General features: G+C 67.7%; 13 protein-coding genes. 5 read left to right on the top strand and 8 right to left on the bottom strand.

The annotated features are described in order from the left end of the window. Positions 1-1,200, top strand: a complete 1,200-nt coding sequence (locus tag AB6806_RS11695) for an NAD(P)-binding domain-containing protein (protein ID WP_142022144.1) — start codon at positions 1-3, stop codon at positions 1,198-1,200. Beyond that, positions 1,197-2,012, top strand: coding sequence for a thioesterase domain-containing protein (locus AB6806_RS11690; RefSeq protein WP_142022143.1), 816 nt, complete (start codon positions 1,197-1,199; stop codon positions 2,010-2,012). Before AB6806_RS11695 ends, AB6806_RS11690 begins: the two co-directional genes overlap by 4 nt. A gap of 189 nt (positions 2,013-2,201) precedes the next feature. On the opposite strand, the gene nhaA is transcribed toward AB6806_RS11690, so the two are convergent. Further along, on the bottom strand, positions 2,202-4,043 hold the full coding sequence (gene nhaA, locus AB6806_RS11685) for a Na+/H+ antiporter NhaA (protein ID WP_142022142.1): 1,842 nt from the start codon (positions 4,041-4,043) through the stop codon (positions 2,202-2,204). A gap of 253 nt (positions 4,044-4,296) precedes the next feature. Here nhaA and minC point away from each other — a divergent pair, with 253 nt between their 5' ends. Genes minC through minE form a run of 3 tightly spaced genes read left to right on the top strand, consistent with a single transcriptional unit; the run spans position 4,297 to position 6,139 of the window. Next, positions 4,297-5,031: a septum site-determining protein MinC gene (gene minC, locus AB6806_RS11680; RefSeq protein ID WP_370954641.1), complete on the top strand. Its 735-nt coding sequence runs from the start codon at positions 4,297-4,299 to the stop codon at positions 5,029-5,031. Between the two features lie 32 nt (positions 5,032-5,063). Beyond that, on the top strand, positions 5,064-5,879 hold the full coding sequence (gene minD / locus AB6806_RS11675; protein ID WP_038363487.1) for a septum site-determining protein MinD: 816 nt from the start codon (positions 5,064-5,066) through the stop codon (positions 5,877-5,879). Further along, entirely contained in the window at positions 5,876-6,139 is a 264-nt protein-coding gene (minE, locus tag AB6806_RS11670) for a cell division topological specificity factor MinE (protein WP_038363490.1), read from the top strand. Before minD ends, minE begins: the two co-directional genes overlap by 4 nt. A 35-nt stretch (positions 6,140-6,174) precedes the next feature. Here minE and AB6806_RS11665 read toward each other — a convergent pair whose 3' ends face one another. The 7 genes from AB6806_RS11665 to pgi form a co-directional block, all read right to left on the bottom strand. Further along, positions 6,175-7,176, bottom strand: coding sequence for a 4-hydroxyproline epimerase (locus AB6806_RS11665; RefSeq protein WP_142022141.1), 1,002 nt, complete (start codon positions 7,174-7,176; stop codon positions 6,175-6,177). A gap of 12 nt (positions 7,177-7,188) precedes the next feature. Continuing rightward, positions 7,189-8,430, bottom strand: a complete 1,242-nt coding sequence (locus AB6806_RS11660; protein ID WP_370954640.1) for an NAD(P)/FAD-dependent oxidoreductase — start codon at positions 8,428-8,430, stop codon at positions 7,189-7,191. Between the two features lie 16 nt (positions 8,431-8,446). Continuing rightward, the gene (locus tag AB6806_RS11655) at positions 8,447-9,409 is read right to left on the bottom strand and encodes a dihydrodipicolinate synthase family protein (RefSeq protein WP_370954639.1); all 963 of its coding nucleotides are present in this window, start codon (positions 9,407-9,409) and stop codon (positions 8,447-8,449) included. A gap of 111 nt (positions 9,410-9,520) precedes the next feature. Next, positions 9,521-10,228 (bottom strand): GntR family transcriptional regulator, encoded by a 708-nt coding sequence (locus tag AB6806_RS11650; protein WP_370954638.1) that lies wholly within the window; start codon positions 10,226-10,228, stop codon positions 9,521-9,523. 92 nt (positions 10,229-10,320) lie between these two features. Beyond that, positions 10,321-11,346 carry a phosphotransferase family protein gene (locus AB6806_RS11645; RefSeq protein ID WP_142022139.1) on the bottom strand — a complete coding sequence of 342 codons (1,026 nt, stop codon included), beginning with the start codon at positions 11,344-11,346 and terminating at the stop codon, positions 10,321-10,323. Further along, on the bottom strand, positions 11,343-12,554 hold the full coding sequence (locus tag AB6806_RS11640; protein ID WP_038363498.1) for an acyl-CoA dehydrogenase family protein: 1,212 nt from the start codon (positions 12,552-12,554) through the stop codon (positions 11,343-11,345). Before AB6806_RS11640 ends, AB6806_RS11645 begins: the two co-directional genes overlap by 4 nt. A 41-nt stretch (positions 12,555-12,595) precedes the next feature. Further along, on the bottom strand, positions 12,596-14,236 hold the full coding sequence (gene pgi / locus AB6806_RS11635) for a glucose-6-phosphate isomerase (protein WP_142022138.1): 1,641 nt from the start codon (positions 14,234-14,236) through the stop codon (positions 12,596-12,598). Positions 14,237-14,295 lie beyond the last annotated feature (59 nt).

Here is a 14,295-nt window from a genome sequence, read left to right as displayed (position 1 = left end):
ATGGGCAAGCAACTCGTGGCGATCATCGGCGGCGGACCTTACGGGCTCTCGCTTGCGAGCCATCTCGCGGCCCGCAACGTCCCGCACCGGATCTTCGGCCAGCCCATGGCCTTCTGGAGCCAGATCGCCCGCGCCGGATCCCGGCGCTACCTCAAATCCTATTGCTTCGGGACGAACATCTCGTCGCCGCAACCGGGCTCGACCTTCGCGGATTACAACGAGCCGCGTGGCCTGGAGACGTTCGAGCCCTGCTCCATCGCGAATTTCGCCGAATACGGCCTTTGGTTCCAGGAGCGGCATGTCGATTGGATCGAGCCCGTCGATGTCGCGAATGTCTCCCGGCGGGGACAGGGTTACCTCCTGACGCTCAGCAATGGTGACGAGGTCGAGGCATCGGATGTCATCGTCGCCACGGGGCTGGCGAACTTCGCAAAGATGCCACACGCCTTGCGAGCGCTGCCCGGCGCCCTCGCCACGCATACTGCCAGGGTCGACAGCTTTGCTGCTTTCCAGGGTCTCGAGGTCGCCGTTATCGGCTCCGGTCAGTCCTCCCTCGAAGCGGCCGCGCTGCTCCACGAAGCCGGTGCGTCGCCGCGCTTGCTGATCCGCAAGCCATCCACTCTTTGGATGACCCGCGGGAGCCGCACGCCGACGCTCTGGCAGCGGATCCGCTGGCCGGTCTCGGCGCTGGGCGGCAGTCCGAAAGCATGGGCCCTGACGCAGTTGCCCGGCGCGTTCCATCGGCTGCCGGCCTGCGGGCGCGCGCTCTTCCTCAAGAACTTCCTGCCGCCCGAGGGGGCATGGTGGCTTCGCGAGCGGGTCGAGGCGCTCGTGCCGGTCGAATACGATACCAGCGTGGTTGCGGGGCAGGCGATCGGCAATCGCGTGTCGCTGCGCTTGCGGGGCGCGGACAAGCAGGATCGCGAATTGCTCGTCGACCGGGTGATCGCCGGCACCGGCTACGAGGTGAATGTCGAGCGCATCCCGTTTCTGGCGCCCGAATTGCGCAGCGCCATTGCCCGGCAAGGCTGCGCGCCACGGCTCGATGCATCCTTCCAGTCTTCCGTCCGGGGACTGCGCTTCGCCGGTCCGGCATCGTCGATGAGCTTCGGCCCGGTGTTCCGCTTCGTCGCCGGGGCCGAGTACACCGCGCGCACGATCGCGGCGGCCTTGTCCCGAACGGCCATGGCCCGCACATGAACGCCGCGGGCCTGCCGCTCATCGTCCTGCCGGGCGCGAGCGGCCATGCGCCGGATTGCGCACCATTCTGTGCCGAGCCGTCGGACCGGGATCGCGTCATCGCGTTGCGCTATCCAGGCTGGCGGAATTCCGTCGATGCCGACCTCACCGGAGAGGCCTTGGTCGATGCTTTCGCGGCGGAGATCATGGATCGCATCCCGCAGATGCCGGTCGTTCTGCTCGGCGTCTCAATCGGCGGCCATTTCGCCTATGCGACCGCGCTCCGTCTCGAGAGCCTCGGGCGCACCGTCGCAGGTTTGTGCATCATCGATTCCGGGAGCATCACAGCGGCGCGATCGGCGCAATGGAAGGCACGCCTCGCCTCCCACGCGGCCGATCTTCTGCGGCGCGGGCGCCCGGGCGCACTGGTGCTCCACGCCCGGCATCTCGCCTGGCGCGGCCTGTTTCGTCTCGCCGGAGATGGATTGCCCGTGCTCGCGCGGGAGCACGCCGCGCCGCTTCATCGGATCGGCACGATCGATCCGGCATTCGCGGAAGAGCTGAGCATGCGGCTTCGGATCCGCATGACCGCGGCATGGATGCGCAACCTCGACGATCGCCCCAGGTCTCTGCGCGCGCCGGCGGCTCTGCTGCGTACTGCCGCGACGGCGGCGAATGACAGTCTTTGGCGCAAGCGTTGTTCCGAGCTGCGCATCATCGACCTTCCCGGCAACCATGAGACGCTGTTCGAGGCCGAGAACGCCGCCGCGTTGCGCGCTGCCTTTCTCGCGGCGACCGCGGAGTGGAACGACGCCGGTCCTGTATTTCATTGATGCGTCGGAGCTGGGTTATCGTAGTCATTTATAGAAATATTGGCGTGGATTGCTCTATAATACCAAAAGTATACTTAGAATTTACGAGTTGATGATTTCCAAGAGGTCGCTGTAGGCGACGATTCGTGGGAATTATACGCGATGACGCATGGATATAGTTTCGTTATCGTATCCGATGCGCGCGACCACCTATGCTGCCCGGTCCGCGAGCCTTCGCGCCGCAGCCGCGAGCAGGCCCGCTCCCAGCAAGGCCGAAGCGATCGAGGCCGCGAAGACCGCGATCTTGGCTGCGGCGAAGTCGCCCGGATCGGCAAAGGCCTGGCCGGCGATGAAGAGCGACATGGTGAAGCCGATGCCGGCGAGCGCGCTTGCTCCGGCGAGCTGGAGCCAGGAATATTCGGCGGGCTTGAGAGCGACGCCGAGGTGGACGGCGAGGGCGGCGGCTCCGAGCATGCCGAGCGGCTTGCCGAGGACCAGCCCAGCCGCGATCGCGAGCACCAGCATCCCGCGTCCCTCAAGGACGTCCGGCGCGATGACGACGCCGGCATTGGCCAGGGCGAAGAGCGGCAGGACGAGATAGCTCGACCGGGCGCCGGCGTGGCGCAGCAGCCGGTCTGCCGGCGATTCCAGGCGGTCATGGATCGCGTCGAGCGCGCGCAGGGCGGGGGTCGATGGGCCGTGCCGCAGCACCTCGCCGCCATGGGCCGCTTCGCCCAGCATGATCGAGTTGGCCTGCGCCGTGAGGGCGGCGAGATTGGCCGGCGGCCGGGTCGGGATGAACAGCGCCAGCACGACGCCGGCGAGCGTCGCGTGCAGCCCCCCGGCATGGACGCAGGCCCAGAGCGCGAGGCCGATCAGCGCATAGGGCGCGACGCGATAGACATGCGCGCGGTTGAGGGCGGCAAGCCCGCCGGTCAGGACGAGTGCGGCGATCAGGTAGCCGAGCTGGAGCTTGCCCGAATAGAACAGCGCGACCACGACGATCGCCCCGATGTCGTCGACGATGGCGGCGGCGGTGAGGAAGATGCGCAGCTCGATCGGCACCCGCGAGCCCATCATGACGATGATGGCGATGGCGAAGGCGGTGTCGGTCGCCATCGGCACGCCCCAGCCATGGGACCAGGGCCCGCCTGGCAGGACGAGGATGTACAGCAATGCCGGGACGACCATGCCGCCGATCGCGCCGGCGATGGGGAGTGCGGCGGAACGCCGCCCGGCGAGGTGGCCGACGGTGAACTCGCGCTTGATCTCCAGGCCGACGACCAGGAAGAAGATCGTGAGCAGGCCGTCATTCACCCAGTGCTGGAGCGACATGCCGAAGCGGGCATCGCCGAAAGAGAGCGCCGCCTCGCGATGCCAGAAGGCCTCGAAGCCGTGCCCCAGCGGCGAATTCGTCAGCGCGATGGCGAGGACGGTCGCGAGCAGCAGCAGGATGCCGGCCGAAGGGCCCCAGCTCGCGAAATCGAGCGCGGCGGTGCGGAAGCGATGGCCGAGCGTCCCCAGCATCGCATCGAGGAAGGAACTCTCGTCCCAGGGGCCGTCATAGCGGCGCTCGTTGATGAAGAATGTCGGGGTGAAGCGCACGCCGCTGGCATGGGAGCTCTCGATGTCGGATTCGACGCGGGCGGCGGCCTGCTGCGCCTCCTGCGCGGCTTGATCGGGAGCCTGCTCGGCGAGGCCGAGATCGCGGGCGACTGCCTCGAGATCGTCCTCGGTCAGCACCTGCGAGCGCGTCATCAATTTGACGTGCGCGTCCCAGAATTGCTCGGCGGTCCGCGCGCGCTCGACGAGCTCGGCGGCGCGCAGCGCGATGTCGCTGTCGGTCAGAGGCCGGTGACGGAAGACGTAGCGCACGCGTTCGCCGAGCTGGTCGCGGATCTCGGCGATGCGCTCATTGGCGGCCCGGCAATGGGGGCAGGCGTAGCTGCCATATTCGACGAGCGTGATCTGCGCGCGGCCGGGGCCGAGGACGTGATCGGCTGCATCGTCGACCGGGCGGTCCAGACGGTTGGCAATCGCGGCCTGCGACATCCCTGTGTTTCCCTTTTTCCGGCGGGCACTCGACGAGACACCAGCATCGGCTGTCCGAGGCAAGCGCTTCCCGGCCATCGTAGCCGCAGCATCCGGCGCGCGTCAGCACCGGGTGTCGCAGATGCGCGATGCTGGCCGGATCGAGCCGATGTGCGCTGTGGAGAGAATGTGGACTCCCGCTGGCTGCGCCGGGGCGATTTACACTCCGTTAACCATTCCCTCGATACACCGAAGCAACCGAAAATTTACCAAGATGACCGACGTGTTAACTCAACCCCGGCCTATCCGCCTCAAGGGGCGGTCCTATCTCGCGCTGACGCTGACCCCGGAGCAGCCCTTCGAGGACTGGCTGGCGCGGCTCGACGATCTGGCCTCCCGCTCCGCCGGCTTCTTCCTGCGGCGACCCGTGGTGCTCGACGTTTCCGGCCTGGAGATAGACCGCGCTGAGTTGCGGGAGCTCGTCGGCAAGCTCGGCTCACGCCAGGTGCGGATCATGGGAATCGAGGGCGCGTCCCCGTCGCTGCTCGGCTCGGACCTGCCGCCGGCCATGGCCGATGGGCGCCCCACCTCGGATTTCGAGGCCCCGGTCGCAGCCGAGAGCCCCAAGGCCGATGCTGCCGCCAGCAGCGAGCCGGTCGCGCCGCAGCCGCCGAAAGCCGTGCCGTCCATCATCGTCACGCAGCCGGTGCGCTCGGGGCAGTCGCTGGTCTTCCTGGAAGGCGACGTGACCGTCATCGGCTCGGTCGCATCGGGAGCGGAGATCGTCGCGGGCGGCTCGGTCCATGTCTACGGGACCCTGCGCGGACGGGCGATGGCGGGCACGATGGGCAACGGCGCGGCACGCATCTTCTGCCGCAAGCTCGAGGCGGAGCTGATCGCCATCGACGGCTACTACAAGACGGCGGAGGACATGGAGCCCGGGCTCCGCGGCAAATCCGTCCAGATCTGGCTCGAGAACGAAGCGTTCAAGGTCGAAGCGCTCGCCTGAGCCGCAGGCATCAACATTCAAAGGAGCGGTCAATGGGCAAGGTCATCGTGGTCACATCGGGCAAGGGCGGCGTCGGTAAGACGACCTCCTCCGCCGCGCTGGGCGCTGCACTCGCACAGGGCGGCGAGAAGGTCGTCGTGATCGATTTCGACGTCGGCCTGCGCAATCTCGACCTCGTCATGGGCGCCGAAAGGCGCGTGGTCTACGACATCGTCAACGTCATCCAGGGCGAGGCCAAGCTGACGCAGGCGCTGATCCGCGACAAACGGGTCGAGACGCTCTATCTGCTGCCGGCCTCGCAGACGCGCGACAAGGACAATCTGACGGCCGAGGGCGTCGCGGCGGTGATCGGCGCACTGAAGCAGAGCTTCGACTGGGTCATCTGCGACAGCCCGGCCGGCATCGAGCGCGGGGCGACGCTGGCCATGCGCCATGCGGACATCGCCATCGTCGTGACCAATCCGGAAGTCTCCTCGGTGCGCGATTCCGACCGCATCATCGGCCTGCTCGACTCCAAGACGCTGAGGGCCGAGAACGGCGAGCGCGTCGAGAAGCACCTGCTGCTCACCCGCTACGACCCCGCCCGCGCCGAGCGCGGCGACATGCTCAAGGTGGATGACGTCCTCGAGATCCTGTCGATCCCGCTGCTGGGCATCATCCCGGAGAGCATGGACGTGCTGCGCGCCTCCAATATCGGCTCGCCCGTCACGCTTGCCGACGACCGCAGCGCCCCGGCTATCGCCTATTTCGAGGCCGTGCGCCGGCTCAAGGGTGAAAGCCTGCCGGTCGCGATCCCCGGCGAGAAGCGAGGCTTCTTCGGCAAGTTCTTCGGAAGGAAAGCGGCATGAATCTGCTCCGTCTTTTCTCCCGCTCGCCATCGGCTCCGGCAGCTCGCGAGCGACTGCAGGTCCTGCTGGCGCATGAGCGCGCCGCCGTCGGCGATTCCGACCTCGTCACCAAGCTGCGGGATGAAATCCTGCGCGCCATCTCGAAGCACATGCAGGTGGATGACGAGAAGGTCACGGTCAGGATGGAGCGCGGCGCCCAGGTCTCGACGCTGGCCGTCGACATCGAGATCCCGTTCGACGCGGGCAAGAAGGCGGCCTGAGGGCCGCCTTTCACACATCGCGCTGTGGGGTCCTTTCAGGCGACGACGAAGCCGTGGGCGAAGGGGTCGCGATCGTCGATGAAGATGGTGTTGTAGCCGGTCATCCGGGCCCAGCCGGCGACGGAGGGGATGATGGCCTCGCGGTTCGCCACCGTCGCCGCCGCCTCGACGCGGCCCTTGAACAGCGATCCGATGATCGATTCGTGCACGAACTCGTCGCCGACCTTGAGCTTCCCCTTGGCGGCGAGCTGCGCCATGCGGGCCGAGGTGCCGGTGCCGCACGGCGAACGGTCGATCGCCTTCTCGCCGTAGAACACGGCGTTGCGGGCATGGGCTTCCGGCCTGGTCGCCTGGCCGGTCCACAGGATGTGGCGGAGGCCCGTGATCTCGGGGTGTTCCGGGTGGACGAACTCGTATTTGGCGTTGAGCGCGGCGCGCAGCCTCGGTGACCAGCCGACCAACTCGCCGGCGGTGTGGTCGGCGATGTCGCGGAAGTTCTTCTGCGGATCGACGATGGCGTAGAAATTGCCGCCATAGGCGATGTCGACGACGATCTCGCCAAGGCCTTCGACATCCACGGTCAGTCCCTCGGCATGGAGGAAGCCCGGCACATTGGTCAGGCGGACTTCCTCGACGAAGCGGCCCTCCTGGCGATAGCTGATATCGACCTTGCCTGCGGGGGCGTCGATCGAGAGCCTGCCAGGCTCGCGCGGGGTGATCAGCCCGTTCTCGATGCCCATGGTGATCGTGCCGATGGTGCCGTGGCCGCACATCGGCAGGCAGCCCGAGGTTTCGATGAAGAGCACGGCGACGTCGCAATCGGGCCGGGTCGGCGGGTAGAGGATCGAGCCCGACATCATGTCGTGGCCGCGCGGCTCGAACATCAGACCGGTGCGGATCCAGTCGAACTCGCGCATGAAATGGGCGCGCTTCTCGAGCATGTTCGCGCCCTCCAGCAGCGGGCCGCCGCCGGAAACGAGGCGCACCGGATTGCCGCAGGTATGGCCGTCGATGCAGGAGAAGGTATGGCTGGCCATGGGATACGCCTCTCAGAAGCGCTGCGGGGAGAAGGGGGTGATGTCGACGGCGGTTGGCCGGTCTGTCAACAGGTCAGCGACGAGCCGGGCGGTGCCGGCCGATTGCGTCAGGCCGAGATGGCCATGGCCGAAGGCATAGACCACGCGGGCTGAGGCCCGCGCCCGGCCGATCGCCGGCAGGCTGTCCGGCAGCGAGGGGCGGAAGCCCATCCATTGCACACCGCCCTCGGGGTTGAGGCCCGGCAGGAAGGTTCGGGCCTTGGCCAGCATCGCCTCCGAACGGCGGAAATTCGGCGGCAAATCCAATCCGCCGAGCTCGACGGCACCGCCGACGCGGATGCCGGTCGAAAGCCGGGAGACGACAAAGCCGTGGCCGCCGAAGGTGATCTGCGTGCGCAGGTCGAAGGCGTCGGGGGGCAGGGTGGTGTTGTAGCCGCGCTCGGTTTCGAGCGGGATGCGCTCGCCGAGGCTGCGGGCAATGCGGTGGGAGAAGGCGCCGGCGGCGAGGACGACCCTTGCGGCGTGACGTAGGGCACCGTCACGGGTGCGGATTTCGATGCCGTCGCCTTGCGGCGCCAGACCCACGACGTCCAGCCGCTCGATCGTGCCGCCCTTGCGCTGGAAATGCTCGGCCAGAGCGAGCGTGTAGAGCTTGGGATCGGCGATCGAATACCAGCCCGGCGTGAAGGTGCCGTGGCTGAAGTGCGGTGCGAGGCCTGGCTGGATGTCGGCCATGCCGGCGGCATCGAGGTGGTGAAATTCGATGCCGTGCGCCTCGCGGGCGCGCCAGCCGGGGAGGGAGGCCTTGAGCTCGGCTTCGCCCTCATAGACCTGAAGATTGCCGTCCTTGCGCAGCATGCCGAGCGTACCGCTCTCGCGCAGGAAGGGCTCGATCTCGGCTTTGGACAGGTCCATCAACGCGGTCTGCGCGGTCGTGGAATGCGCGACGCGGGCGGGCGTGCAGGCTCGCCAGAAGCGGAACATCCAGGGTGCGATCCGCAGCGCATAGGCCGGGGGCACCGAGAGTGGCCCGAGCGGGTCGAGCAGCCATTGCGGCGCCTTGCGCAGAATGCCGGGCGAGGCGAGCGGCAGGATGTCGGTGAACGCGAAGGCGCCGGCATTGCCGGCCGAGGCGCCTGCCGCCGGCCCCTCGCGATCCAGCACGACGACGGAGAGGCCGCGCCCCTGCGCCGCGATCGCGGCGGAGAGGCCGACCACGCCGGCGCCTATGACGATGACATCGGGAGCGGCCATCGGATGGGCGCTGCCGTCAGGCGGCGTGCTTCCGCGCGGCGCCCGGCTGCTTCGACCAATCCGCATACCAGGCGTCGAAGAGCTTGAGCTGCGTCTCGGCATAGCCGCGCTGGCTGTCGCTCAACGCATCGGTTTCGTTGAAGTGCAGCGCGTATTCCGCATCGCCCTTCAGCACCATCATGTGCTTGAAGAAGAGGACGAGGTCCGGGCCTTCGTCGAAAGAGGAGAGCACGGTCAGCGCCTGCTCCAGCTCCAGCGCGAGCCGGCGCGCCTCGGCATCGCCCTTGGCGGCGGCTTCGGACAGCTTGCAGAGATGGATCACCTCCTTCGGCAGCACATTGCCGATGCCGGTGATCGCGCCGGTGGCGCCGCAGTTCACATAGCCGTGGAAGACGGCGGTATCGACGCCGATCATCAGCGAGACGCCGTCATCGCGGCTGGTGATGTTCTCGGCCGCGTAGCGCATGTCGGCCGGGCCGCCGAATTCCTTGAAGCCGACGAGGTTGGGATGCTCGGCGCGGAGCGCAAAGAACAGCTCGGCGCGGGTGGCGAAGCCGTAATAGGGGCTGTTGTAGATCACCGCCGGCAGGTCGGGGGCAGCGGTGAGGATCGCCTTGAAATGAGCCTTCTGGGCGGCGATGACCGAACCGCGTGAGAGCACGCGCGGGATCACCATCAGGCCCTGGGCGCCGACCTTCTGGGCATGGGCGGCATGGGCGACGGCGGAGGCGGTGTTGACCGCGCCCGTGCCGACGATGACCGGGATGCCGGCCTTCACCAGACGCTCGACGCCTTCCATGCGCTGGGCGTCGGTGAGCAGGGGCCAATCACCCATCGAGCCGCAATAGACCACCGCGGACATGCCCGCGGCGATGAGCTCCTTGCCCTTGCGCACCAGCGCGTCGAAATCGGGCGCGCGGTCCGCCTTGCAGGGCGTCATCAGCGCGGGGATCACGCCGGAGAAAATCTTGGCCTTCATCTCGATCTCCTTCTGGCTGCCGGTCGGCGGAGGCTCGCGCCGCGTCGTCTCTCGTATGTCCCTTCCTAGCATCTTGCATATTATTTGTCGACAAGAATTCGGGCGAGCGTTCTAGAGCGGGATTTCGAGTCGTTTCTCGCCGACCATAAGCTTCTGAATTTGCTCGACGATCTGCTCGGCATGGGCCTTGCCGAGACGCTCCGCCGCTGCCGTGTCGCGCGTGACGATCGCGGCGATCATCGCCTCGTGCTCATCGACGAATTGCTGCGGCAGCCGGTCGTCATAGGATTGGTAGTAGAGCCTGAGGAAGCGGCGGCCCTCGTCGAGGAGGCGGCTGAACAGGCTGTTGAAATAAGGGTTGCGGCCGGCTTCCGCGATCGCGGCATGGAAGGCGGCGTTGGTCGCGATCATCGCCAGCGCATCCTGTGCCGCGACGGCGGCGGCGAACTCGGCCTGCCGGGCGCGGATCGCCTCCAGATCGGCGGGCCGGTGGTTCTGGGCGGCGAGCTGGGTCGTGACCCGATACATCAGCGTCAGCGCGTCAAAGAAGGGCGCCATGTTGAGGAAGTCGAGATTCGCCACCATGGTCGAGCGGTTCGGCAGCGTGTCGATCAATCCTTCGCCGGCCAGCCGCACCAGCGCCTCGCGGATCGGCGTGCGCGACATCTGGAAGCGCTCGGCGAGCTGCACCTCGTCGATCGGGCTGCCCGGCGGCAGGACGAGGTCGAGGATCTCGTCGCGCAGCAGGTCGTAGACGACTTTGACGCCCGAGCCGCGCTTGCGCTCCGGGGCGGGGGCTGATGTCTTCGTCGCGCTCATCCACAGTCCTCTTGCGGGCCCTCTTGTCGACAAGAGGCATACGGGCGGGATGGCGGCGGATCAATCGGCGCGGCGAGGGCGTCGGACCCTGCTCACAGGGTGAGGTCCGCGGCATGCCGGGCAAAGGCGGCGGCGAGGCGCCCGGTTTCAGCTGCGTTGTCGGCGGAAGCGTTGCCGGCCCGGGCGCGCGCCGCGATGCCCTCGAAGATCACGGCCCAGCGGAACAGGGCGAAGGCGAGGTGGAAGGGCTGCAGCGTCTGGCCGTGGCGGGCTTCGGCCGCATAGAGGGAGGTGAAGCCAGCGAGATCGGGCAGGCCGAGCGCTGCAAGATCGAGCCCTTCGATGCCGCCATACTCGTCCGGCCGCGACAGCCAGGCGATGGCGGAATGAGCGAGGTCGGCGAGCGGGTGGCCGAGCGTCGAGAGTTCCCAGTCGAGCAGGGCGACGATGCGCGGTTCGGTCGGATGGAACATAGCGTTACCGATGCGATAGTCGCCATGGACGAGGCTGACGGTCTCGTCGGCCGGGATATGCTCCGGCAGCCAGGCACGGAGCCGGTCGATATGGGCATCGTCGCGGCTGCGGGACAATTCCCATTGCCGGCCCCAGCGCGCGATCTGGCGGGCGAAGTAATTGCCCGGCTTGCCGTAATCGGCGAGACCCACCGCCGCGACATCGACATTGTGCAGCGCCGCCAGCGTGGTCGCGAGCGAGGCGTACATGGCGCTGCGCTCTGCGGGGGAAAGGCCGGGCAAAGTGCAGTCGTGGAAGACGCGGCCCTCGACCTTCTCCATCAGGTAGAAGGGCGTGCCGAGGATGGTGCGATCGTCGCAATAGAGCAGGGCGGGGGGCACCGGCACATCGGTTTGGGCGAGCGCGCTGATCACGCGATATTCGCGGTCGATGGCGTGAGCTGAAGGCAGAAGATCGCCCGGCGGCTGCTTGCGCAGCACCAGCGCGCGCTCGTCATAGGTGACGAAGAAGGTCGGGTTGGACTGGCCGCCGCTGATCTGCTGCAGCCGCATCGGGCCGGACAGTCCCTCCACGGCACCGCGCAGGAAGCGGTCGAGGATGGCGGCGTCGAAGCCGGGATCTGGCTGTCCGGCGGGAGCGGTCATGCGCCAGCGACCGGCCAACGCCAGAAGGCGTCGCCTTCCTTGTCGAGGAAGCGATTGAGGACCATCTGGTGGACCTCGTCGGCGCCGTCGACCAGCCGTGCCTGGCGGGCGTAGCGGTAGATCCATTCGAGGACGGTGTCCTTGGAATAGCCGCGCGCGCCGTTGATCTGGATCGCCATGTCTGCTGCCTCATGCAACGTGTTGGCGGCCTGAACCTTGGCCATCGAGACCTCCTTGCGCGCCTGCCCGCCACGGTCGAGCTCCCAGGCCGCCTTCATCACCAGGAGGCGGCCGATCTCGATCGCCATGGCGGTGCGGCCGAGCTTGAGCTGGATGCTTTCACGGTCGGCGAGGCGGATGCCGAAGCCCTCGCGCGTCGCGGCATAGGCGCGGGCGATCTCGACGCTGCGCTTGGCGAGGCCGAGCCAGCGCATGCAATGGGTCAGGCGGGCGGGGCCGAGCCGGATCTGCGTGACCTTGAAGCCGTCGCCCTCGCCCATCAGCACATCCTCGGCCGGGACGCGCAGACCGTCGAAGGCGATCTCGCAATGGCCGCCATGCTCTTCGGGCCCCATGATCGGGATGCGGCGGACGATCTCCCAGCCGGGCTGGTCGCGGTGGAAGAGGAAGGCGGTCAGGCCGCGGCGCGGATCGTCGGAGGTGCGGGCGATGACGATCAGATGCGCCGCCTCTTCCGCGCCGGTGATGAACCATTTGCGGCCGTAGAGCTTCCAGGAGCCATCGGCCTGCTTCTCGGCTCGGGTGCGGATCATGGTCGGATCGGAGCCGCCGCCGGGATGCGGCTCAGTCATGGCGAAGGCCGAGCGGACCTCGCCGGCCACGATCGGTGCGAGCCAGCGGCGCTTCTGGTCGGGCGTCGCCACCGCTTCCAGCACCATCATGTTGCCGTCGTCGGGCGCGGCCGAGTTGAACACGACCGGGCCGAAGATCGAGCGGTTCATTTCCTCGTAGCAGACCGCCATGCCGACGCGCCCGACACCGAGCCCACCCGTCTCCGGCTTGAGCTGAAGGCACCAGAGCCCGGCTGCGCGGGCTTTCGCCCGCAGTTCCGCCAGCGCCGGCAAGGCGATGTTCTCATGCGCGTCCCAGCTCGCGGGATCGGCCTCGCGCGGGATGATCTCGCTCTCGACGAAGGCCGCGATCCGCTGCCTCAGATCCTCGAGCTCCGGTGAAATCGTGAAATCCATCGTCGGTCCAGGCTGATGAGGGAGGGAGAGGCGGCAGGCCGCTAGGCGCTCTCGCCAGCCGTGAGATAGGCGGCGAGGCCCGCTGTCGAGGAATCATGCCTGGCGCCGGGCGCCTTGCCCTCGATCACCGGCAGCAACGCCGTCGCCAGCTCCTTGCCGAGTTCGACGCCCCATTGGTCGAAGGCGTTGATGTCCCAGATCGCCGCCTCGACGAAGACGCGGTGCTCGAACAGCGCGACGATCCGGCCGAGCGCGAAGGGATCGAGCTTGCGATAGGCGATGGTCAGCGAGGGACGATTGCCGGGGAAGACCATATGCGGGGCGAGCGCTTCCAGCTTTTCGGGAGCAAGGCCCCGTTTGGCGAGCTGCGCCTTCGTCTCGTCGAGCGTGCGGCCTTTCATCAGGGCTTCGCTCTGGGCGAGACAATTGGCGATCAGCAGGCGCTGATGGTGGGCGAGGTCGGGATGATGGCCCTCGGCCGCGATCAGGAACTCGCAAGGCACGACGTCGGTGCCTTGGTGGATGAGCTGGTAGAAGGCGTGCTGGCCGTTGGTGCCGGGCTCGCCCCAGACCACGGGGCCGGTCGGTCGCTCCACCGGCGTGCCGTCCTTGCGCACGCGCTTGCCGTTCGATTCCATGTCGAGCTGCTGGAGATAGGCGGGCAGCCGGACGAGGTGCTGGTCGTAAGGCAGGATGGCGCGGGAGGGATAGCCGCAGACGTCGCGATGCCACAGGCCGATCAGGCCCATGAGGACAGGCAGGTTCTTGTCGAGCGGCGCGGTGCGGAAATGCTCGTCGACCGCATGGGCCCCGGCCAGGAAGGCGCGGAAGTTCTCCGACCCGATCGCGATCATCACCGGCAGGCCGATCGCCGACCAGACCGAATAGCGGCCGCCGACCCAGTCCCAGAAGCCGAAGACGCGTTCCGGCTGGATGCCGAAGGCGGCGACCTTGTCGAGTGCGGTCGAGACCGCGGCGAAATGGGCGCCGACCGCCGCCTCGCCGAGCGCGCCGGCCAGCCATTTGCGCGCGGTGGCGGCGTTGGTCATGGTCTCGACGGTGGTGAAGGTCTTGGACGCCACGATCACCAGCGTCCGCGCCGGATCGAGCTTCGCGATCGTGTCGGCGATATGGGCGCCGTCGACATTGGAGACGTAGTGCAGGCGCGGGCCGTCATGATAGGGCGCCAGCGCCGCCGTCGCCATCACCGGCCCGAGATCGGAGCCGCCGATGCCGATGTTCACGACATCGGTGAAGCGCCCGCCATCGGCGGCGGCGATGCTGCCGTCGCGCACGCCCTCGGCGAAGGCGAAGAGACGGTCCAGTGTCGCACGCACCTCGGGCATCACGTCGATGCCGTCGACCAGGATCGGGCGGTCCGACAGGTTGCGCAGCGCGACATGCAGCACGGCGCGGTTTTCCGTGGTGTTGATCGCGGTGCCGGCGAACATGGCGTCTCGCTTGGCCTCGACCTCCGCGGTCTGCGCGAGCTTCAGGAGAAGAGCCAAGGCGTCCGGGGTGACCGAGGTCTTGGAATAGTCCAGCAGCAGATCGTCGAGCCGGGCCGAGAAGGCGGCGAAGCGCTCAGCGTCCTCGGCGAAAAAAGCGCGCAGATGGCGTCCTTTCGTCGCGTCGCGGCAGGCCGCCAACGCGCTCCAGATCTCTTCCAACCGCTTCGGCATAGTCGATGCTCCGTTCGTCATGCGCAGGACCATACGACAAGAGCGGCCCGTGCCGACAC

Source organism: Allobosea sp. RCC_152_1 (assembly GCF_041360765.1).
Taxonomy (GTDB): Bacteria; Pseudomonadota; Alphaproteobacteria; order Rhizobiales; family Beijerinckiaceae; genus Allobosea; species Allobosea spartocytisi.
Note: the sequence above shows the minus strand (reverse complement) of the source record. Positions and strands in the feature narration are given on the sequence as shown.